General features: G+C 75.4%; 15 protein-coding genes and 1 pseudogene. 13 read left to right on the top strand and 3 right to left on the bottom strand.

Going from position 1 to position 19,999, the window contains the following annotated elements; genetic code table 11:
* Positions 1–69: 69 nt before the first annotated feature.
* The 4 genes from C1I92_RS06450 to C1I92_RS06435 are packed head-to-tail and all read left to right on the top strand — an operon-like array spanning position 70 to position 3,130.
* Complete coding sequence (locus tag C1I92_RS06450) at positions 70–1,083, top strand: DNA-directed RNA polymerase subunit alpha (protein ID WP_111253852.1); 1,014 nt, start codon at positions 70–72, stop codon at positions 1,081–1,083.
* Positions 1,084–1,129: 46 nt separating this feature from the next.
* A complete protein-coding gene (gene rplQ / locus C1I92_RS35425) occupies positions 1,130–1,753 on the top strand; it encodes a 50S ribosomal protein L17 (RefSeq protein WP_111253851.1) in 624 nt (207 codons plus the stop codon).
* A 23-nt stretch (positions 1,754–1,776) separates the two neighbouring features.
* Positions 1,777–2,676 (top strand): tRNA pseudouridine(38-40) synthase TruA, encoded by a 900-nt coding sequence (gene truA, locus C1I92_RS06440; RefSeq protein WP_111253850.1) that lies wholly within the window; start codon positions 1,777–1,779, stop codon positions 2,674–2,676.
* Positions 2,677–2,710: 34 nt separating this feature from the next.
* Positions 2,711–3,130 carry a hypothetical protein gene (locus tag C1I92_RS06435; protein WP_111253849.1) on the top strand — a complete coding sequence of 140 codons (420 nt, stop codon included), beginning with the start codon at positions 2,711–2,713 and terminating at the stop codon, positions 3,128–3,130.
* A 1-nt stretch (position 3,131) separates the two neighbouring features.
* On the opposite strand, the gene C1I92_RS06430 is transcribed toward C1I92_RS06435, so the two are convergent.
* Genes C1I92_RS06430 through C1I92_RS06420 form a run of 3 tightly spaced genes read right to left on the bottom strand, consistent with a single transcriptional unit; the run spans position 3,132 to position 5,691 of the window.
* A complete protein-coding gene (locus C1I92_RS06430; protein ID WP_111253848.1) occupies positions 3,132–3,962 on the bottom strand; it encodes an MBL fold metallo-hydrolase in 831 nt (276 codons plus the stop codon).
* Positions 3,959–4,972, bottom strand: coding sequence for a cyclic nucleotide-binding domain-containing protein (locus C1I92_RS06425; RefSeq protein WP_111253847.1), 1,014 nt, complete (start codon positions 4,970–4,972; stop codon positions 3,959–3,961). Before C1I92_RS06425 ends, C1I92_RS06430 begins: the two co-directional genes overlap by 4 nt.
* A gap of 14 nt (positions 4,973–4,986) precedes the next feature.
* Positions 4,987–5,691: a type VI secretion system tube protein Hcp gene (locus tag C1I92_RS06420; protein ID WP_111253846.1), complete on the bottom strand. Its 705-nt coding sequence runs from the start codon at positions 5,689–5,691 to the stop codon at positions 4,987–4,989.
* Positions 5,692–5,802: 111 nt separating this feature from the next.
* Here C1I92_RS06420 and C1I92_RS06415 point away from each other — a divergent pair, with 111 nt between their 5' ends.
* The 9 genes and pseudogenes from C1I92_RS06415 to C1I92_RS06375 form a co-directional block, all read left to right on the top strand.
* The gene (locus tag C1I92_RS06415; RefSeq protein WP_111253845.1) at positions 5,803–6,294 is read left to right on the top strand and encodes a hypothetical protein; all 492 of its coding nucleotides are present in this window, start codon (positions 5,803–5,805) and stop codon (positions 6,292–6,294) included.
* 88 nt (positions 6,295–6,382) lie between these two features.
* Entirely contained in the window at positions 6,383–7,732 is a 1,350-nt protein-coding gene (locus C1I92_RS06410) for an adenylate/guanylate cyclase domain-containing protein (RefSeq protein WP_111253844.1), read from the top strand.
* Positions 7,729–8,454 carry an ABC transporter ATP-binding protein gene (locus tag C1I92_RS06405; protein ID WP_111253843.1) on the top strand — a complete coding sequence of 242 codons (726 nt, stop codon included), beginning with the start codon at positions 7,729–7,731 and terminating at the stop codon, positions 8,452–8,454. Before C1I92_RS06410 ends, C1I92_RS06405 begins: the two co-directional genes overlap by 4 nt.
* The gene (locus C1I92_RS06400) at positions 8,451–10,895 is read left to right on the top strand and encodes an ABC transporter permease (RefSeq protein WP_199521008.1); all 2,445 of its coding nucleotides are present in this window, start codon (positions 8,451–8,453) and stop codon (positions 10,893–10,895) included. Before C1I92_RS06405 ends, C1I92_RS06400 begins: the two co-directional genes overlap by 4 nt.
* On the top strand, positions 10,895–13,219 hold the full coding sequence (locus C1I92_RS06395) for an ABC transporter permease (protein WP_111253842.1): 2,325 nt from the start codon (positions 10,895–10,897) through the stop codon (positions 13,217–13,219). Before C1I92_RS06400 ends, C1I92_RS06395 begins: the two co-directional genes overlap by 1 nt.
* Positions 13,219–15,582 (top strand): ABC transporter permease, encoded by a 2,364-nt coding sequence (locus C1I92_RS06390; RefSeq protein ID WP_111253841.1) that lies wholly within the window; start codon positions 13,219–13,221, stop codon positions 15,580–15,582. Before C1I92_RS06395 ends, C1I92_RS06390 begins: the two co-directional genes overlap by 1 nt.
* The gene (locus C1I92_RS06385; RefSeq protein WP_111253840.1) at positions 15,582–17,957 is read left to right on the top strand and encodes an FtsX-like permease family protein; all 2,376 of its coding nucleotides are present in this window, start codon (positions 15,582–15,584) and stop codon (positions 17,955–17,957) included. Before C1I92_RS06390 ends, C1I92_RS06385 begins: the two co-directional genes overlap by 1 nt.
* A 13-nt stretch (positions 17,958–17,970) precedes the next feature.
* Positions 17,971–19,572 carry a sensor histidine kinase gene (locus tag C1I92_RS06380; protein ID WP_146605045.1) on the top strand — a complete coding sequence of 534 codons (1,602 nt, stop codon included), beginning with the start codon at positions 17,971–17,973 and terminating at the stop codon, positions 19,570–19,572.
* Positions 19,569–19,999: pseudogene (locus C1I92_RS06375) on the top strand (hypothetical protein); the annotation flags it as partial. The gene C1I92_RS06380 and the pseudogene C1I92_RS06375, both read left to right, overlap by 4 nt.

The following is a 19,999-nucleotide window of genomic DNA, read 5'->3' as shown; positions in this document are numbered from 1 at the left end:
GCATCCGGCCGGCCACGGCGCCCTGATCGCGACCGTCATATAGCGGGCGTCGCGGAGAGGAAGTCAGAAGTGCTCATCACCCAGCGTCCCAGTCTCAGCGAAGAGTCGCTGAACGATTACCGCGCCCGGTTCACCATCGAGCCGCTGGAGCCGGGCTTCGGCTACACGCTCGGCAACTCGCTGCGCCGGACCCTGCTCTCGTCCATCCCCGGCGCGGCCATCACGTCGATCCGCATCGACGGTGTGCTGCACGAGTTCACCACCATCCCCGGGGTGAAGGAGGACGTCACCGACGTCATCCTGAACCTGAAGGGCCTCGTCGTCTCCTCCGAGCACGACGAGCCGGTCGTGATGTACCTGCGCAAGCAGGGCCCGGGCGCCGTCACCGCCGCCGACATCGCGCCGCCGGCCGGTGTCGAGGTGCACAACCCGGACCTGCACATCGCCACGCTGAACGGCAAGGGCAAGCTGGAGATGGAGCTGACGGTCGAGCGCGGCCGCGGCTACGTGTCGGCCGTGCAGAACAAGCGCGCCGACGCCGAGATCGGCCGCATCCCGGTCGACTCCATCTACTCGCCGGTGCTGAAGGTCACCTACAAGGTCGAGGCGACCCGCGTCGAGGGCCGCACCGACTTCGACCGGCTCATCGTCGACGTCGAGACCAAGCAGTCGATCCGGCCGCGGGACGCGCTCGCGTCGGCCGGTAGCACGCTGGTCGAGCTGTTCGGCCTGGCCCGCGAGCTCAACATCGAGGCCGAGGGCATCGAGATCGGCCCGTCGCCGGTCGACGCCCAGCTGGCCGCGGACCTCGCGCTGCCGATCGAGGACCTGCAGCTGACCGTCCGTTCGTACAACTGCCTCAAGCGTGAGGGCATCCACTCCGTGGGTGAGCTCGTCTCCCGCAGCGAGGCCGACCTCCTCGACATCCGCAACTTCGGCCAGAAGTCGATCGACGAGGTCAAGGCGAAGCTGGCCACGATGGGCCTCGGCCTCAAGGACAGCGCGCCCGGCTTCGACCCGGCCGCGGCCGTCGACAGCTACGCCGACGACGACCAGTCCTACGCCGAAGACGAGCAGTACTGACCGAGCGCGGCCGGTAGCGGTCGCCACCACACAGGAGTAGATCACCATGCCCACCCCAACCAAGGGTGCTCGCCTGGGAGGCTCGCCGGCTCACCAGCGCGCGATCCTCGCCAACCTGGCGACCGCGCTGTTCGAGCACGGTCGCATCACCACCACCGAGGCCAAGGCCCGCCGGCTGCGTCCGGTCGCCGAGCGGCTGATCTCCAAGGCCAAGCGCGGCGACCTGCACGCGCGGCGCCAGGTGCTCAGCACGATCCGCGACAAGGACGTCGTGCACGTGCTGTTCGCTGAGATCGGCCCGCGCTACGAGAACCGCAACGGCGGCTACACCCGGATCGTGAAGATCGGTCCGCGGAAGGGTGACAACGCTCCGATGGCGGTCATCGAGCTGGTCGAGCCGCTGGCCGAGCAGGTCGTGACCGAGGCGACGTCCGCCACCCGGCGCGCGGCGCAGACGGCGGCTCCGGCCGCCGCCGCGGCGACGACCGCCGAGGTCACCGACGTCCCGGCCGACGAGACCAAGGTCGAGACCACCGAGGCCGAGGCCGCGGTCGACGAGGCCACGGGCTCCGAGGAGGCCGCGGCTGACGCTGAGGCTCCGGCCGACGCCGAGGCTTCGGCCGAGGCCGAGGCCGACGGCGACGACGAGGGCACGGCCGACAAGGCCTGACCTCCGCGCACCGCAGCACCGTCATGCAGCCCGCCGATCCCACCGCTGGGATCGACGGGCTGCTGCGTGTCCGGCTCGACCTGGCCTACGACGGGACGGCGTTCTCCGGCTGGGCCGCGCAGCCCGGGCGGCGCACCGTCCAGGGCATCCTGGAGGAGGCGCTGGGCCGGGTGCTGCGGATCGACCCGCCGCGGCTCACCGTCGCCGGCCGCACCGACGCCGGGGTGCACGCCCGCGGCCAGGTCTGCCACGTCGACGTCCCCGGGGCGGCGTGGGCGGCGGCGCCCGGCCGCTCGGACCGGCCGCCGGCGGTCGCGCTGCTGCGCCGGCTGGCCGGGGTGCTGCCCGACGACGTCCGCGTGCACGGCGTCGCGCCGGCGCCGCCCGGCTTCGACGCCCGCTTCTCCGCCGTCTGGCGCCGCTACCGCTACCGCGTCGCCGACACCGCGTACGGCGCCGACCCGCTGCTGCGCTCGTTCGTCCTCTGGCACGACCGCCCGCTCGACGTCGACGCGATGAACGTCGCGGCCGCCGGGCTGCTCGGCGAGCACGACTTCGCCGCCTACTGCCGTCCCCGCGAGGGCGCGACGACGATCCGCGAGCTGCGGGTGCTGACGTGGTCGCGCTCGGCCGAGGGTCTCGCCGTCGCGACGGTCGAGGCGGACGCGTTCTGCCACAACCAGGTGCGCGCGATGATCGGCGCCCTGCTCCTCGTCGGCGACGGCCGCCGCCCGGCCGACTGGCCCGCGACGGTGCTCGCGTCGGGCGTGCGCGACCCGGGCGTCGTCGTCATCCCGCCGCACGGCCTGACGCTGGAGGCCGTCGGCTACCCGCCCGACGCCGACCTGGCTGCCCGCGCCGCCGTCGCCCGCAACGTCCGTCTCCCTCTCGGGGAGGGTGCGAAAGCTCGGGGGAATCCCTGAGGGCAAAACGGGCTCGGCCGCGTAGCCTGGAGGAGTGTTCACCGATGCGATCGAGATTGCCGTAGCCGCGCTGGGCCTCGGGCTGGTCGTGCTGTCCGTGCGCCAGGCACGCGCCAAGGGCTGGGCGGCCTCGCTGCAGATGGCGGCCGGCGGCTTCCTGCTCATGGGCGCCTCCGCCATCGGCATCGTCGGCTTCGTCGTGGGCCTGGTGCTCTCGCCGATGGCCTGGATCGGTGTCGGCATGCTCGCGGTCGCCGGCCTGCTGTTCGCGGCCGGCCAGAAGCTCGAGGTCCCGAAGGGCTCGGCCAAGCCCTCCGCCGTCGGCGAGTCCGGTCCCGCCCCGAAGGGCGCGGTCGACGCCGGCCCGAAGAAGGGCAGGAAGCAGCAGGCCGCCGCCGGCGACCCGGAGCTGGACGACATCGAGGCGATCCTGCGCCGCCACGGCATCCAGTAGCTCACAGCTCCAGCGCGTCGCCCTCCCGGCCGACCGTGACGGGGAGGGGCGCTCCCGCGGCGTGGGTCGCGGCCAGTTCGTCGACCTCGTCGTCCGGACGGGCCGGGGCGTGGTGGATCAGCACCAGCCGGCCGACCCGGGCGCGGGCGGCCAGCGCGACCGCGTCGCCGACGGTGGAGTGGCCGTACTCCTTGGCCCAGTAGCGCTCTCCGTCGGCGAACTGGGCGTCGTGGAAGAGGACGTCGACGCCGCGGACGAGGTCGGTGGCGGGGCCGTCGCCGGCGCCGAGGGCGTGGTCGGGGAGGTAGGCGAACGAGGCGCCGTCGGCCTCCACCCGGATCCCGAACGTCCGGCCGCCCTTGTGCGGCACGTCGGCCAGCCGGACCCGCGCGCCGCCGGCCGCGAACCAGCCGGCGTCGCGGGCGTCGAACCGCCACCGGCCGGCCAGCCCGTCCGGGCCGATCGGGAAGTGCGGCGGCGACATCGCCCGGCGCAGCAGCGCCGCCGCCGACCCCGGAACCGACGGCGACGCGCCGGACTGGGCCGGCAGCGTCAGCCGCACGTCGGCGCCGTCGACGTCGCCGGAGCGGAAGAACGGCAGCCCCTGCACGTGGTCCCAGTGCAGGTGGCTGAGCACCAGGTCGCCGCGGTACGGCGCGCCCCTCAGTAGCGCCGTCAGGTTGGCCAGCCCGGTGCCGGCATCGAGCACCAGCCGGGGCGCCGGCTCGTCCCGCACGGTCACCGAGACGCACGACGTGTGGCCGCCGGTCCGCACGAACGCGGCGCCGGGGGCCGGCGTCGACCCCCGGACACCATGCAGGACGATCCTCACGCCGGCACGTCCTCCCGGCGGTGCGACCCGGCCAGCTCGGCCAGCCGCTCCCGGTCGATCGCCGACGACGGCGCGACGGCCACCCGCACCGGGGTGACGGCGGCCAGCGTCGACGTCCGGCGGCCCCCTTCGAGGACGGCCCGCTCGCCGAGCACCGCGCCCGGGCCGACCTCGGCCAGCCGGCGCCCGTCGACCTCGACCCGCAGCACGCCGTCGAGCAGCAGGTAGAGCTCGTCGCCGGGCTCGCCCTGCAGTGTCAGCAGGTCGTCGGCGGCCAGCGTGCGGATCCGCGGCTTCTCCGCGCCGCCCATCAGCAGCCGCGACAGCACCCGCTCCGCGGCGCTCTCGACCTCGACGGTGAGCGCCGGCGAGTCCTCGTCGCCCCACGGGGTCCGGGCGCCGAACGAGTGCGCCGCCCACGCCGAGTAGTCCGTCAGCCCCGACTTCAGTGCCAGCGCGCCGGCGTCGTCGTAGACCCAGTGCCGCGGGAACGCGCTCGCGCCCGGCAGCCCCGGCTCGGACCGGCCGTCCGGGTGGATGGTGAGCGAGAGCGTCGTCCACACCAGCGGGGACTGCAGCTTGACGAACGGCGCGTGCGGCACCGCACGGGGCGCCGGCAGCGCCGTCCGGCCGCCGCAGGTCTGGGTCAGCCGGACGCTGCCGTCGGCGAGGAGCTCCGGCTCGCGGCGCAGCACCGGCAGCGCGATCGCGGCGAACGTCGCGCCGAGCCGGCCGATGCGCACGGTCGTCGACCCCATCAGCACGCCGGACCGGTCGGCGTAGCCGGCGCGGACGATCCGGCCGTCCTCGACCTCGGCCCAGCCGGCCAGCAGGTTCGCGTACCGGAACCGATCGCCGGCGCGCAGCCGGTCCAGGTCGTCGACGACGTCGGGCGGCGGCGGGTCGTAGTGGGTGAAACCGGTCTCGAACGCGGCCCGGGTGAGCCCGGTGACCGCTTCGGACGGGATCCAGGAGAGTGTGGTGGCAGTGGCCTCGATGCGGGTGGTCATGATCTCCTCCCCGGTCAGCAGGTGCTCTGGCGGACGACGTCGAAGCAGGTGCTGACGGCGCCGACGGTGTGGGTGATGCGGGTGTAGCCGAGCGTGACGGTCTCGCGCGGCGGCGTTCCGGCGGCGCCGGTCGCCTCGGTGTTCCGGCCGGTGACGGTGACCTCGGCCAGCTCGTACGACTCGACCGGCGCGCCGGTGTCGTCGAAGACGCTGATCGTCGCGGTGCGGAAGTGATGGCCGGTCGCGGCCGCCTCCAGCAACTGGGGCGACAGCTCGTCGACCGGCCGGACGACGGTGAACGGGGTGAAGTGCGGCCGGTCATCGGCCGTGACCCCGATCTCGTAGCCGAGTAGGACGCTGTCGCCGTCGAGCCCGTCGACGACGAGCCGGCCGACGGACGTCGTGTGCGGCTCGGCCGGGCCGCCACCTCCGGCCGGGCCGGGCGGACCGGCGGGACCGGCGGGGCCGGCAGCGCCGTCGGCGCCGTCCGTGCCGGCGGGACCCGGCGCACCCGCCGGGCCTTGGACGTTCCAGCGGACCTCGGTCTCCAGCGAGTTGCAGGCCTGGGTGCCGGACGGCAGCCGGACCAGGCCGGTCAGCGTGCTGCGGCAGGCCCGGATGCTCTCGTCGCCGGCGGTGACCGCCGCGCCGGCGAGGCCGGCCCCGGCCAGCAACGCGGCGCTCAGGCCCGTCACGAGGGCGATCGTTCGCTTCGACATGCCCTCAACGCTAGGGAGCGGCGCATCGCGCGGGCAGGGTGCAGACAGGCAAGCCGGCAGGGGTGCTGGCACACCGTGTGACCTTGATCGCTTCGGGGTATTCCTCCCTGTATGGGAGTCTTGACGCGGTATCGGACGACGACCGCCGCCGGCGTGATCGCGGCGTTCGTACTGGTCCTCGTGTTCGGCAGTCCGCCGTATGGTGACTGGGCCCGCGACAACGCGAACGGGACAGGCGCCCTCGACTGGTTCCTCACCCTCCTCACCTGGCCGTCCTGGGACTTCGACGCCGACCTCGCGGCCCGGGACATCTTCGCGATCATGCTGCGGGCGATCCTCGTGGTCGTGCTGACCGCGGTGTTCCTGACCCTGCTCACCGGCCCGCGGCTCTCGCGCGAGCGCAGCGGCGCCGCCCAGTTCCTCACCGGCTGGTCGGCCTACATCTTCGCCGGCGCCGTCGCCGGCCTGCTGGCGGCGATCTTCATCAGCGACCCGACGACGCTCGGCGCGTTCCAGGCGGCCGCCGGCGGCGCGACGTACGGGCTGTTCACCGGCTGGATCGTGGGTCTGGCCACGTTCCGCGGCCCGGGCCGGATGACCTGACGACGGCGACGGGGTGATGCTGGCACCCCGTCGCATTCGGGTGGCTGCCGCACTGGTGCGTTCGCGCCGGTAGGAGTGTCATATCCGCATGACCTCGACCGGCGCGCGCATCACCGTGCTCCTTGCGGACGACAACCTGCTCGTCCGCGAAGGAGTGCGGGCGCTGTTGCGCGTGGCCGGCGACGTCGACGTCGTCGCGATGGCCGAGGACTACGACAGCCTGGTGGAACAGGCCGTCGAGCACCGCCCGCAGGTCGTCGTCACCGACATCCGGATGCCGCCGCGGTTCGCCGACGAGGGCATCGAGGCGGCCAAGGAGGTCCGCAAGCGGCTCCCGGGCACCGGGATCGTGGTGCTGTCGCAGTACGACGATCCGGAGTACGCTGTCGCGCTGCTGGCCCAGGGGGCGGCCGGCTACGCATACTTGCTCAAGGAGCGGGTGGCGGACGGCGACCGGCTGGCCCGGGCGGTCCGCGAGGTCGCGGCGGGGGGTTCCATGCTGGACCCGGAGATCGTGCAGGCCCTGGTGACACCGGCGCGGGGCGAAGCCGGGCTGTCCGCCGACGAGGAACGGCTGCTCACCATGGTGGCCGAGGGACGCGCCGTCAAGGCCATCGCGGTCGCGCTGCAGAGCACGCCCGAAGCCGTCGACCACGCCGTCGAGGAGCTGTTCCTGCACCTGGCGCGCGACGCCAGCCAGGGCATGCGCGGCGCGCTGGAGCGGCTGCGCAAGCTGCACACCGCGATCCTGCAGCGCGAGGAGCAGGGCGAGACACTGAGCCGGCTGCTGCCGTCGGGGCTGGCGGAGAAGCTGCGCGACGACCCCGGCGCGGTCGCCCGGACCGAGCGGCTGGTCGTCACCGTGCTGATGTCCGACGTGCGCGGCTACTCCGGCATCGCCGAGCGGTCCGACCCCTCGACGCTGGCTCGTCAGCTGAACGCCCACCGCCGGGCCATGAACGGTGCCATCCTCGACCAAGGGGGCACCGTGATGCAGTACGTGGGCGACGCTGTGATGGCGGTCTTCGGAGCGCCGTTCCCGCAGGCGGACCATGCCGAGCGGGCGCTGCAGGCCGCCCTGGACATGCACCGGCGGCAGGCGGTCGTCGACGCGGCCTGGGCGGCCGAAGGGCTCGAGCCGTTCGGCATGGGCATCGGCCTGTCCACCGGCGAGGTGGCCGCCGCGCTGCTCGGCAGCGACGAGCGGCTGGAGTACACGCTGGTCGGAGACACCGTGAACCTGGCCCAGCGGCTGCAGGACCTGGCCCGCCCGGCCGGAACGACGGTCGTCAGCGAGGCCACCGCCGTGGGCGCGCCAGCGTGGACATTCGAGCGGCTGGACCCGGTCCGGGTCAAGGGCCGTGACGCGGTGGTGACGGCGTGCCGGGTGATCGCACCCGACCACGCGCCCGACGAGATCGAGGAGTACAGCCGATGACCGCACTGCAGGCCCTGGGCGTCCGCCGCACCTTCGAGGCGGAACTGGCGCCGGTCCGCGCGCTGCGCGGCGTCGATCTGACCGTGGAGCGCGGCGAGTTCGTCGCGCTGATGGGTCCGTCGGGCTGCGGCAAGTCGACCCTGCTGAACATCTTCGCCGGGCTGGACCAGGCCGACGAGGGCGAGGTGGTCGTCGACGACCTCGTGGTGAGCGGGCGCGACGAGAACTGGCTGGCGAAGTTCCGCCGGCACCACGTCGGCATCGTGTTCCAGTTCTTCAACCTGCTGGAGGGCGTCTCGGCGCTGGACAACATCGCGCTGCCGGCGATCCTCGGCGGGCTCCGTCGCAAGGCCGCGGAGTCGCGTGCCCGCGACCTGCTCGACCTGCTGGGCCTGGGCGACCGCACCGAGCAGCTGCCGTCGGTGCTCTCCGGCGGGCAGCGGCAGCGGCTGGCGATCGCCCGCGCGCTGGTCAACGAGCCGGCCGTGCTGCTGGCTGACGAGCCGACCGGCGCGCTGGACAGCGAGGGCGGCGCGGAGATCCTGGAGCTGTTCCGCCGGCTGCACGGCGACGGCCAGACCATCCTCATGGTCACCCACTCCGCCGACGTCGCCGCCGGCGCGTCCCGGGTGGTGCGCATGCGCGACGGCCGCATCGACGGCGACGACGGCGTTCGGGTGGGCCCGGTGGGCCCGGCGGTGATGGAGGAGCGCGCCCCGTGACGGCGGTCCGCGCCTGGCTGCGGCTGGACACCCGGCGCCGATGGCGCTCGCTGCTGGTGATGGCGCTGCTGGTCGCGCTGGCGGCGGGGACGGTCATGACGGCGCTGTCCGGCGCGCGCCGCGGCGCCACCGCGCTCGACCGGCTGGTCGACCGGACGCTGCCGGCCACCATCGCCGTGCTGCCGAACCAGGCCGGCTTCGACTGGGACGCCGTCCGGGCGCTGCCCGAGGTCGAGTCGCTGACGACGTTCTGCCTGACCGGCTCGTACGTGGTCGACGGGCTGCCGCCGGACTCGTTCGCCGCCGGCTTCCCGCCCGGTGACGACGAGGTGTTCCGGACCATCGAGCGGCCGGTCGTCCTGGACGGACGGCTGCCCGACCCCACGCGGGCCGACGAGGTCGTCGTCAGCCGGTCGTTCGAGCAGACCTACGGGCTGGGCGTCGGAGACACGGTCACGCTGCGGCTGTTCTCGCCCGAGACGCAGGACGAGCTGAAGTTCGCCACGACGCTGCCCGAGCCGGACGGGCCGGTCGTCGAGGCCACGGTCGTGGGGATCATCCGGTCGCCCTGGTTCAGCGACGTCGTCGGCGACTCCGAGGGCGGGCTGTCGCCGTCGCCGGGGCTGTTCGCGCAGTACCGCGACAACCTCATGGGCACCAAGGGGGAGGGCGAGCTCAACGCGCTGGTCCGGTTGCGCGGCGGCGAGGCGGACGTCCAGGCGTTCAAGGCGGACCTGCAGCAGCTCACCGGGCGCGGTGACATCGACTTCATGAACCTCGCCGAGGACGGCCGGCACCTGAACGACGTCACCCGGTTCGAGGCCGACGCGCTGCAGGCCTTCGCGCTGGCCGCCGGCGCGGCGGCGATCTTCCTGGTCGGCCAGGCGGTGGCCCGGTACGCGGCGTCGTCGGCGGCCGAGCTGCAGGTCGTGCGGGCGCTGGGCATGACCGTGCGGCAGGCCGTCCTGGCCGCGGCGGCCGGCCCGGTGGTCGCGGCCGCGCTCGGCGCGCTGCTCGGCGCGGCCGGCGCGGTGGTGGCGTCGCGATGGTTCCCGATCGGCACCGCCGCGCTGTACGAGCCGGCGCCTGGCATGGACGTCGACCCGCTGGTGCTCGCCGGGATCGGCGCGGTCACCGTGTTGCTGGCCGCGCTCGGCGCCGTCCTCGCGGCCCGGCTGGCGCTGCGCTCGGACCGGACGGCGCGACGCGGCCGGGCGTCGGCGCTCGCGGCCGTCGCCCGGCGGGCCGGCGCGCCGGTGCCGGTGGTGGTCGGCGCCCGGTTCGCGCTGGAGCCCGGCCGTGGCCGGCAGGCGGTGCCGGTGCGCCCGGCGCTGGTCGGCGCGGTCGTCGGGGTGCTCGGCGTGATCGCGGCGTTCACGTTCTCCGACGGTGTCGAGGACGCGGCTGGTCACCCGGAGCGGTTCGGGCAGGTCTACGAACTGGTGTCGTACGCCGGTGACGACGGCGAGGACTTCGGGCCCACCGACACGGTCATGGAGGTCATGGCCGCCGACCCGGACGTGCGCGTCGTCAACGACACCCGGGTCGCGGTGGCGGGGCTCGAGAGCCGGCCGGTCACGCTGTTCACGCTGGACCAGGCCGGGCCGGAGCCGTTGCGGCCGGTCATGGTCGAGGGCCGGGCACCGGAGTACCCGGGCGACGTGGCGCTGGCGCCGGGGAGCGCGGACACGCTGGGCGTGGCCGTCGGCGACGTCGTGACGGCGTCCGGCACCGCGGGCGACCGCGAGCTCACCGTCACCGGCCTGGCGTTCGTGCCGGAGGGGCCGCACAACAACTACGTCACCGGCGGCTGGGTCACCGGTGACGGCTACGACACGCTGTTCGACCCCGACAGTGACGTCTCGCCGGCGTTCAAGTACCACCTGCTGCTGCTCGGGCTGACCCCCGGCGCCGACCCCGAGGCGGTGGCCGCCCGGCTGGACGAGGCGGTCGCGGCGGCCACGGGCGCGCCGCCGGAGTCGGTCACCGGCATCGTCATGCCGGCCGACCCGCCCAGCCGGCTGGCCGAGATCCGGCAGGTCCGCACGCTGCCGGTGTTCCTCGCCGGGTTCCTCGCGGTGCTCGCGCTGGGCGCCGTCGGCCATGCGCTGGCCACCGCGGTGCGCCGACGCCGCCAGGAGGTCGCGGTGCTGCGGGCGCTCGGGATGACCCGCTGGCAGTCTCGTGGCGTCGTCATCACCCAGGCCAGCCTGCTCGCGCTGATCGGGCTGGCTGCCGGGGTGCCGCTGGGGCTGGCGCTGGGCCGCACCGTCTGGCGCTACGTCGCCGACACGACGCCCCTGCTCTACGTCGCGCCGCTGGCCGCGCTCGCGCTGCTGCTGATCGTGCCGCTCGCGCTGGTGGCGGCGAACCTGCTGGCCGCCTGGCCGTCGCACCGGGCGGCGTCGATGCGGGTCGGCAGCGTGCTGAGGGCGGAGTGATGACGGCGGCCTGGCTGCGGCTGGAGCTGCTGCGGCGGTGGCGGTCGCTGCTGGTGCTGGCGCTGCTGGTGGCGCTGGCGACGGCGACGGTGCTGACGGCGGTGGCGGGCGCGAGACGCGGCGAGACCGCCGTCGACCGGCTGCTGGAACGGACGCTGCCGGCCGATGTCGCGGTCCTGCCGAACCAGCCCGGCTTCGACTGGGCCGCGGTGCGGGAGCTGCCCGGCGTCGCCGCCGTCGGCACCTACGCCGGCATCGACTACGACATCGACGGCGAGCCGTCGGCGGGGCTGCTCGGTGACGACGAGACGCTGCGGACGGTGGAACGCCCGGTCGTGCTCGACGGCCGGCTGCCCGATGCCACGCGTCCTGACGAGGTGGTCGTCACCAGCGGCCACGGCGCGAACGTCGGCGACACGGTGACGCTGCGGCTGCATCCGGTCGACCCGGTCGACCCGGCCGCGGCGCAGCCGGAACTGGACGCGACCGTGGTGGGGGTGGTCCGGTCGTACTGGTACCTGGACGACGCGGCCGGCACGGGCGAGCTGATCCCGTCGCCGGGGCTCTACGCGGTGTACGAGCGCGAGCTGCTCGGGGACGCTCCGGCCGAGTTCAACGCGATCGTCAGGCTGGCCGAGGGCGAGGCCGGCATCGCCGACTTCCGCGCCCGGCTGGAGCGGCTCAGCGGCCGTACCGATCTCGACCTGGTGAACCTGGCCGAGCTGGCCCGGCACGACCGCGAGGTCACGGCGTTCGAAGCCGACGCGCTGCTCGTGTTCGCGCTGGTCGCCGCCGTCGCGTCCGGGGTGCTGCTGGGCCTGGCGGTGGCGCGGTACGCGGCCGCGACGCAGCCCGACCTGCGGGTGCTGCGGGCGCTCGGCCTTCCCCCGCGCCGGCTCGGGTGGACAGCGGCCGCCGGTCCGGCATTGGCGGCGGCCGCCGGTGCGGTCGTCGGCGCCGGCGTGGCCGTGGTGGCGTCGGGCTGGTTCCCGATCGGGACCGCGGCCCGGTTCGAGCCGGCGCCGGGCGTCGACGGCGACGTGCTCGTGCTCGCCGCGGGGACGGTGCTCGTCCCCGCGCTCATCCTGCTGGGCGCCGCGGCGACGGCGTGGTCCGGCCTGCGCCGTACACCGGGACGAGCGTCGGCGTCGGCGGCGGCCGACGCCGCGAGCCGGCTGGGTGCGCCCGTTCCCGTCGTCGTCGGCAGCCGGTTCGCGCTGGAGGCGGGGCGCGGCGGAACGGTGCGTCCCGCCGTGGCCGGCGCGGTGGCGGGTGTCGCGGGCGTCGTGGCGGCGGTGACGTTCTCCGCCGGGGTGCACGACGCGACGGCGCATGCCGAGCGGTTCGGCCAGGTCCACCAGGCTGAGGCGTTCGTCGGCCTGACCGGCGACGACTTCGTGCCGGTCGACGACCTGCTGCCGGTCCTGGCCGCCGATCCGGACGTGCGGGTGATCAACGACACCCTGATGGCCGTGGCTGCCGCGGGAGACCGGTCGGTGAGCCTGTTCACGATGGACCCGGACTGGCGGCCCGTGGTCACCGCGGGCCGGACGCCGGCCGGACCCGACGAGGTGGCGCTGGCTCCGGCCAGTGCCGAGACGATCGGCGCGGCGGTCGGCGATACCGTCCGGCTGACCGGGACCCGCGGCGAGCGCACCTTCGACGTCACCGGGATCGCCTTCGTCCCAGAGAGCCCGCACAACGACTACACGCTCGGTGGCTGGGTGACCCCCGGCGGGTACGACGCGCTGTTCGACCCGGCGAGCGCCGTCTCGCCGCGATTCAAGTTTCATCTCCTGCTCCTGGCGCTGCGCGCGGAGGCCGACCCCGCCGCCGTCGCCGGCCGGCTCGGCGAGGCGACCGGTGAGGCCGGCCTCGTCAGACCGGCCGCGCCGCCCAGCCGGCTGGCCGAGCTGCGGCAGATCCGGGCGATACCGATGTTCCTCGCGGGCTTCCTGGCCGTGCTGGCGCTGGGTGCGGTCGGGCACGCGCTGGCCAGCGGGGTCCGCCGCCGGCGGCACGACCTCGCCGTGCTGCGGGCCCTGGGGCTGACGAGGTGGCAGTCGCGTGCGGTCGTGGCAACGCAGGCCACGGTGCTGGCGCTGGCCGGCCTGCTGCTCGGCATCCCGCTGGGCATCGCCCTCGGCCGGGTGGTGTGGAGGGGCGTGGCCGAGGCCACCCCCGTGGACCATGTCGAGCCGGCGGCCCTGGTCGCGATCGTCCTGACCGCCGCGGCCGCGCTCGTGATCGCGAACCTGCTGGCGGCCTGGCCGTCGCACCGGGCCGCGTCGATGCGGGTCGGCCACGTGCTGAGGGCCGAGTGATGACGGCGGCCTGGTTGCGGCTGGAGCTGCGACGGCGGTGGCGGTCGCTGCTGGTGCTGGCGCTGCTGGTGGCGCTGGCGACGGCGACGGTGCTGACGGCGGTCGCGGGGGCGCGGCGCGGGGACAGCGCCGTCGACCGGCTGCTGGAGCGGACGCTGCCGGCCGACGTCGCGATCCTGCCGAACCAGGCCGACTTCGACTGGGCGGCCGTGCGGGCGCTGCCGCAGGTGACCACGCTGTCCACGTTCGGCAGCGCCCCGTACGTCGTCGACGGAGTGCCGCCGGACTCGCTGGGCGGCGCCGTCGGCCTGGACACGATGGTCACGGTGGAGCGGCCGGTGGCCCTCGCCGGGCGGCTGCCCGATCCGCACCGCCCCGATGAGATGGTGGTGACGCCGCGGTTCGTCGAGGCCTACGGCCTCGACGTCGGCGACGCCGTGACGATCCGGCTGTACCGGCCCGAGTCGTTCGCCGCTTTCCGGGCCGACCCGTCGCTTCCGCCGGACGGGCCGGTTGTCGAGGCGCGGATCGTCGGCGTCGTCCGATCCTTCTGGTACGGCGACAACCTCGGCGGGCAGGGCCAGCTGATCTCGTCGGCGGGGCTGTACGAGCGGTACCCCGCCGAGCTGGGCGAGGGCTCGCCGACGGAGATGTTCAACGCGATCGCCCGGCTGGACGGCGGCGCGGCGGCCATCCCGGCGTTGCAGGCCGAGCTGGAGCGGCTCACCGGTCAGACCATCGACATCTGGGATCTGGGCGACGTGTTCCACCAGCATGCCCGCGACGTCACCGGCTTCGAGGCCGACGCGCTGCTGGTGTTCGCCGCGGCGGCCGCCCTTGCGGCGCTGTTCCTCGTCGGGCAGCCGGTCGCGCGCTACGTCGCGGCCGGTGTCGCCGATCTGCAGGCGCTGCGAGCGGTGGGTGTGGTGCCGCGGCAGCTGGTCGTCGCGGCGGCGCTCGGTCCGGTGCTGGCGGCGGTCCTGGGCGCCGCGGCCGGCGCGGCGGTCGCGGTGGTCGCGTCGCGGTGGTTCCCGATCGGCTCCGCGGCGATGCTGGAGCCCGCGCCCGGCATCGACGCCGACGCGACGGTGCTGGTCGCCGGTGTGCTGCTGGCGCCGGCGCTGGTGGCCGTCGCGGCGGTGACGTCGGCCGTGCTGGCGCAGCGCGCGGCCCTGTCCCAGTCGCATCGTCGTGGTTCGGCCGTCGCGCGCGCCGTCGCCGCCGCCGGGCTGCCGGTCCCCGTCGTCGTCGGCACCCGGTTCGCGCTGGAGCCCGGCCGCGGTCGGCAGGCCGTGCCGGTGCGGCCGGCGCTGCTGGGCGCCGTCACCGGGGTGCTCGGCGTGCTCGCGGCGTTCACGTTCTCCAGCGGCGTCGACGACGCGGCCGGCAACCTGCGCCGGTTCGGCCAGACCCACCAGCTGCTCGGGTACCTCGACGAGGGCGAGGAGGCGCCGCCGGCCGGCGACGTGCTGGCCGCGGCCGCCGCGGACCCCGACGTCGTGGCCGTCAACGACGCCAGGATCGGCGCGGCGGAGGCCGGCGGGCTGTCCGTGGCGGTGTACACCTACGCGCCGGTCGGCGCGGCGCCGGACGTCGTCATGCTGGAGGGCCGGCTGCCGTCGCGTGCCGGCGAGATCGCGCTGGCCCCGACGACGGCGGCCGACCTCGGCGTGGCGACCGGCGACCGCGTCGGCCTGACCGGGTCCGAGGGCTCGGCCGACTACACCGTCACCGGGCTGGCGTTCGTGCCGGACGGCTCGCACAACGACTACGCGACCGGCGCCTGGGCGACCAGCGACGGCTACGAGGCGCTGTTCGGGCCCAACTGGAAGTTCCACGAGGCGCACGTCCAACTGCGCACCGGCGCCGATCCGCAGGCCGTCGCCGCCCGGCTGGCCGAGAGCGCCGGCGTCGGGTTCGAGCCGCCGGAGCAGCCCGGTCCCGTGACGGAGATCCAGCAGATCCGGACGCTGCCGGTGTTCCTGGCCGGATTCCTCGCGGTGCTCGCGCTGGGCGCCGTCGGGCACGCGCTGGCCACGGCGGTGCGCCGGCGCCGGCACGAGATGGCGGTGCTGCGCGCGGTCGGGCTGACCCGGCGGCAGTCGCGTGGGGTCGTCGCGGTGCAGGCCAGCGTGCTGGCGCTGGCCGGGCTGGCGCTGGGCATCCCACTGGGCGTCGCGCTCGGCCGGGTCCTCTGGCGCTACGTCGCGGAGACGACGCCGCTGTTCTATGTGCCGCCGGTGGCCGTGACGGCGCTGCTGCTGGTGGTGCCGGTGGCGTTGCTGGCGGCGAACCTGCTGGCCGCCTGGCCGTCGCAACGGGCGGCGTCGATGCGGGTCGGCTCCGTGCTGAGGGCCGAGTGATGACGGGGGCCTGGCTGCGGCTGGAGCTGCGACGGCGGTGGCGGACGCTGCTGGTGCTCGCGCTGCTGATCGGCTTCGCCGCGGCCACCGTGCTGACGGCCGTGGCCGGCGCCCGGCGCGGCGAGAGCTCCCTCCAGCGGCTGGCCGACGCCACGCTGCCGGCCACCGTCCAGGTGGTCCCGAACGAGCCGGGGTTCGACTGGGACGCGGTGCGCGATCTCCCCGGTGTCGCCGCGGTCGGCGAGATGGTCTTCGCGGCGTACGAGCTCGACGGCGAGCCGGTCGACGGGCCGGTCCCGGCCGACGGGACCATCCTGTCCACCGTCGAGCGTCCCGTGGTGCTGGAGGGCCGGCGCGCCTCTCCGCAGCGGCCGGACGAGGCTGTCGTCACGCCCGGGTTCGTCGCGTCGTACGGCCGCGGTGTCGGCGACACCGTCACGCTGCGGCTCTACCGGCCCGAGACGCTGCGGGCCGGCCTCATGGACTTCCGCGGTCCCGCGTCGGCCGGTCGGCCGACGCCGGCCGACGGGCCGGCCGTGCCGGTGCGCATCGTCGGGGTGGTCCGCTCGGCCCTGATCTCCGATGTCGCCGGGGACCCCGGCTGGGTGATCCCGACCGGCGCGTTCTATGCGGCGTACACCGAGCACCTGGTCGGCAGCGACCAGCCGACCAGCGCCGTCGTGCGGCTGAGCGCCGGCGGCAGCGGCGTCGCGGATTTCAAGGCGGCCCTGGCGCAGGCCACGGGCCGGACCGACGTGTCCATCTGGAACCTGGCCGCGACCACGGACTTCGACCAGGGGATCGTCGACATCGAGACGACCGCTCTCCTCGTGTTCGCGACGGCCGCGGGCGTGGCCGCGATGTTCCTGGTGGGCCAGGCGATCGCCCGCTACGCCGCGGCGGCGGTGGCTGAGCTGCGCGTGCTCCGTGCGCTCGGCCTGTCGCCGCGGCAGGTGGTCGTCGCCGCAACGACCGGCCCCGTTCTCGCCGCGGTGCTCGGCGCCACCGCCGGCGCCGTGGTGTCCGTGCTCGCGTCGGCCTGGTTCCCCGTCGGCACGGCGGCCCGGCGCGAGCCTGCGCCCGGCATCGACGTGGACTGGGCCGTGGTGGCGACGGGCTGGGGCGGCATCGTTCTCGCCACCGGCGCGGGCGCGGCGCTGACCGCCGGCCTCGCGCTGCGGGCGACCCGCGCACCCACGTCGTCACGCCGATCCACGGTCGCCGCGGCCGCCGCCCGCGCCGGCCTGCCGCTGCCGGTGGTCCTCGGCGCGGGCCTGGCGCTGGAGACCGGCCGGGGCGAGCGAGCGGTGCCGGTGCGGCCGGCGCTCGTCGGTGCTGTCGTCGGCGTGGTCGGCACCGTGGCCGCGCTGACCGTGGCCGCCGGCGTCGACGACGCCCGGACCAACCCGGTCCGGTACGGGCAGGTGCACGACCTGGATGCGGCCCTGGACGTCGACGCCGCGACCGCCGCGGACGCGCTGGCGGTCCTCGCGGCCGACGCCGAGGTCGCGGCGGTCAACGACAGCCGCTCGGCGGTCGCCGATGCCGGCAGCATGACCCCGATGGTCTACTCGTTCCAGCCGGTGGCCGAGCCGCTGCCGGTGGTGCTGACCGCCGGCCGGATGCCGGCCCGTGCGGACGAGCTCGCGCTGGCGCCGTACACGGCGTCGACGCTGGGGGCCGGGATCGGCGACACCGTTGACCTGACCGGCACGCGGTCGACCAGCCGGCTCACCGTGACCGGCCTGGCGTTCGTGCCGGAAGGACCGGAGAACTACAACATCGATGGGGCCTGGGTGAGCGCAGCGGGCTTCGACCAGCTCTTCGACGGCGCCGCCTACCACGTGGCCCACATCGCGCTGCGCGACGGCGCGGACCCGGCCGGCGCGGCGCAGCGGCTCGGCGCGGCGGTCTCCGACGGTGTCGCCGTGACGCCGACCCTGCAGCGGGACCACTCGGTGGAGCTGCAGGTGATCCGCGCCTTCCCGCTCTACCTCGCGGTCTTCCTCACCGTCCTCGCGGTCGGGGCCGTCGGGCACGCGCTGGCGGCGGCGGTGCGCCGGCGCCGACGCGACCTCGCCGTGCTGCGCGCCCTGGGGCTGACCGGAGGGCAGAGCCGTGGCGTCGTCGTCACGCAGGCGGTCACCATCGTGCTGGCGGGGCTGGTGCTGGGCGCGCCGCTCGGTGTGGCCGTCGGCCGCTCGGTGTGGCGCTATGTGACCGACGCGACCGTGACCCAGTACGTGCCGCCACCGGCGCTCGCGGCGCTGTTCACGGTCGTCCCGCTGGCCCTGGTGGCGGCGGTCCTGCTGGCAGTTGTGCCCGCGCGGCGGGCCGGGTCCTTCCCGGTCTGGCGGGCGCTGCGGGCGGAATGAGGAGGTGGCCGGGGTGAACGGTTCGGTGCGGGCGCGCAACCGGCGCGACGTGGCGCTGTGGGCCGGCTGGGCGGCGCTGGTCGCCGGCACCGTCGCGCTCGCGGTGTGGGCGCTGCGGGTGCTGATCGACGTGCCCGGCGAGCTGCTGCCGTGGGCGCTGCTCGGGCTGGCCGCCGTGCCGGTCGCCGTCGTGGCGGCGGTGCTGCCGCGGCTGCGGCGCCGCGCGGGCGCCGTCGCCGGGCCGTCGTTCGTGTTCTGCGGCCTGGTGCTGATGGTGCTGGCCGTCTATCTCGTGGTCGTCATCGGGCTGGGCGGCGAGGTCGACGAGGACGGGCAGGGCGTGCTGGCGTTCTCGATGGCGGCGGCCCTGACGGCGGTCGTGCTGGCCGAGCCGGTGCGGACTCGGCTGCGCGAGCTGGCCGAGCAGTGGGCCGGCCGGCCACAGCGACCGGCCGCGTCGGCGCTGGAGACGTTCGGCTCCCGGATGACGCGCGCCGTCCCGATGGACGAGCTGCTGCTGCAGCTGGCCGAGACGCTGCGCTCGACGCTCGGCCCGCTCGGCGCGGAGGTGTGGACCGGCGAGGACGGCGTGCTGGAGCGGACCGTCTCGGTGCCCGAACGCGGCGCCGGCCGGCTCACGCTGGCCGGCGCCGAGCTGGCCGCCGTCACCCGGGCCCGGGTGTCGGGCAACGCGTGGGCGGCGATGTGGCTGCCGTCCCTGCTGGCCGCCGAGGCGCCCTCGGGGCCGGGCGCACGGCGGTCGGTGCGGGTGGCGTCGGTGACGCACCTGGGCCGTCTGCTCGGGCTGCTCGTCGTGGTCCGCTCCGCCGACGACCGGCCGTTCAGCGACGACGACGACCGCGTGCTGGCCGACCTCGCCCGGCAGGTCGGACTGGCGCTGCACAACGTCAGCCTCGACTCCGCGCTGCAGGCGTCGCTGGCCGAGCTGCGCCGCCGCAACGCCGAGCTGCAGGCGTCCCGAGCCCGGATCGTCTCGACCGCCGACGCCTCCCGGCGGCAGATCGAGCGGAACCTGCACGACGGCGCGCAGCAGCGGCTGGTCGCGCTCGCCGTCAAGCTCGGCCTGGCCCGCCGGCTCGCGACCGGCGACTCCGCGACGCTGCTGGAGGAGCTGCGCACCGACGTGCAGGAGACGCTGGTCGAGCTGCGCGAGCTGGCGCACGGCATCTATCCGCCGCTGCTGCGTGAGCACGGCCTCGGCGAGGCGCTGCGCAACGCCGCCGGCCGGGCGTCGATCCCGGTCCGGGTCGAGGCGGACACCGGCCTGCGCTACCCGCCGGACGCCGAAGCGGCGGTGTACTTCTGCTGCCTGGAGGCGCTGCAGAACGCCGCCAAGCACGCCGGCCCGGACGCCACGGTGACGGTGCGGATCGGCGCGGCCGAGGGCGGGCTGGAGTTCGAGGTCGCCGACGACGGCGCCGGCTTCGACCCCGCGGCGACCGCGGAGAGCCACGGGTTCGTGAACATGCGCGACCGGCTCGGTGCGTTCGGTGGCGAGCTGACCATCACCAGCGCACCCGGCGCGGGCGCGGTCGTCCGCGGGACGGTGCCGACGGCGGCGCTGACGCCGGTCCCGGAGGCCGGCCGGCCATGACCGCGCTGCGCCGGGCCGTCGTCGTGGTGGCCGTGCTGACGGTGCCGGCCGGAATCGCGGCGGTGCTGGTCTTCGACGAGCTGCTGCGCGACGCCGGCCGGCCCGAGCTCACCCAGGGCCTGCGCGACGGCGTCGTCTACATCCTGGCGATGGCCAGCGCCGCGATCGTCGGCGCCGGGCTGGCGCTGCGGCGGCCCGAGCATCCCGTCGGCTGGCTGTTCCTCGGCCTCGCCGTCCTGCAGGCGAGCGGTCCGGCCTTGATCGGCTACGCGGCGTACGGCGCGATCGCCCGGCCGGACGCCCTGCCGCTGGCGACGGTGGCCGGGCTGCTCGCCGACTCGGCGTTCGTGCTGTGGTTCGTCTGTATCGCGCTGGTGTTCCTGCTGACGCCGGACGGCCGGCCGCCGTCGTCGCGGTGGGGGTGGGC

It is taken from the genome of Jiangella anatolica (genome assembly GCF_003236295.1).
Classification (GTDB): Bacteria; Actinomycetota; Actinomycetes; order Jiangellales; family Jiangellaceae; genus Jiangella; species Jiangella anatolica.
This window is presented reverse-complemented; position numbering and strand designations above follow the sequence as displayed.